This is a genomic window from Vibrio sp. 10N.222.47.A9 (genome assembly GCF_963872585.1).
Lineage (GTDB): Bacteria > Pseudomonadota > Gammaproteobacteria > Enterobacterales > Vibrionaceae > Vibrio > Vibrio splendidus.
The window spans coordinates 1-374 of the sequence record NZ_CAWNBB010000005.1 but is presented as its reverse complement, the minus strand read 5'-3'; the positions used below and the strand labels follow the sequence as shown (position 1 = coordinate 374).

The 374-nt window shown below is 48.9% G+C and carries 1 protein-coding gene; it reads right to left on the bottom strand.

Features of this window, described 5'->3' with window-relative positions; genetic code table 11:
• Positions 1-348: Ig-like domain-containing protein (locus AACT19_RS01535; RefSeq protein ID WP_242658921.1), on the bottom strand; the 348-nt coding region annotated here is incomplete at its 3' end.
• Positions 349-374 lie beyond the last annotated feature (26 nt).

Here is a 374-nt window from a genome sequence, read left to right as displayed (position 1 = left end):
TGTGGTACTATCCGCTTCAACCGCAGACAATAAACCAGTTGATGACACGGTAACCGTCGTCGAGTTAGCTGGCTCCCACGTTACTGAGCTAGAAATGTCAGACGACGTCATATCACTGTACGTCGCTGTTGCGGTTAACTGTTGAGTCTGACCTTTTGCAATATTCACCGGTGAAGGCGTCACTTGAATTGATGTGATGACCGCTGCTGAAACATCCTCGCTTACCGTGTTACTGGTGACACCATCCTTCGTGGCCATTACTGTGGTATAACCTTGGTTAGTCGCAGTAAATACGCCTGGCTCATCAAAGCGTCCTACTTCAGAGTCGCTTGTGTGCCAATCACTCACGGTTGAATCCGTCAATGTGCGAGATG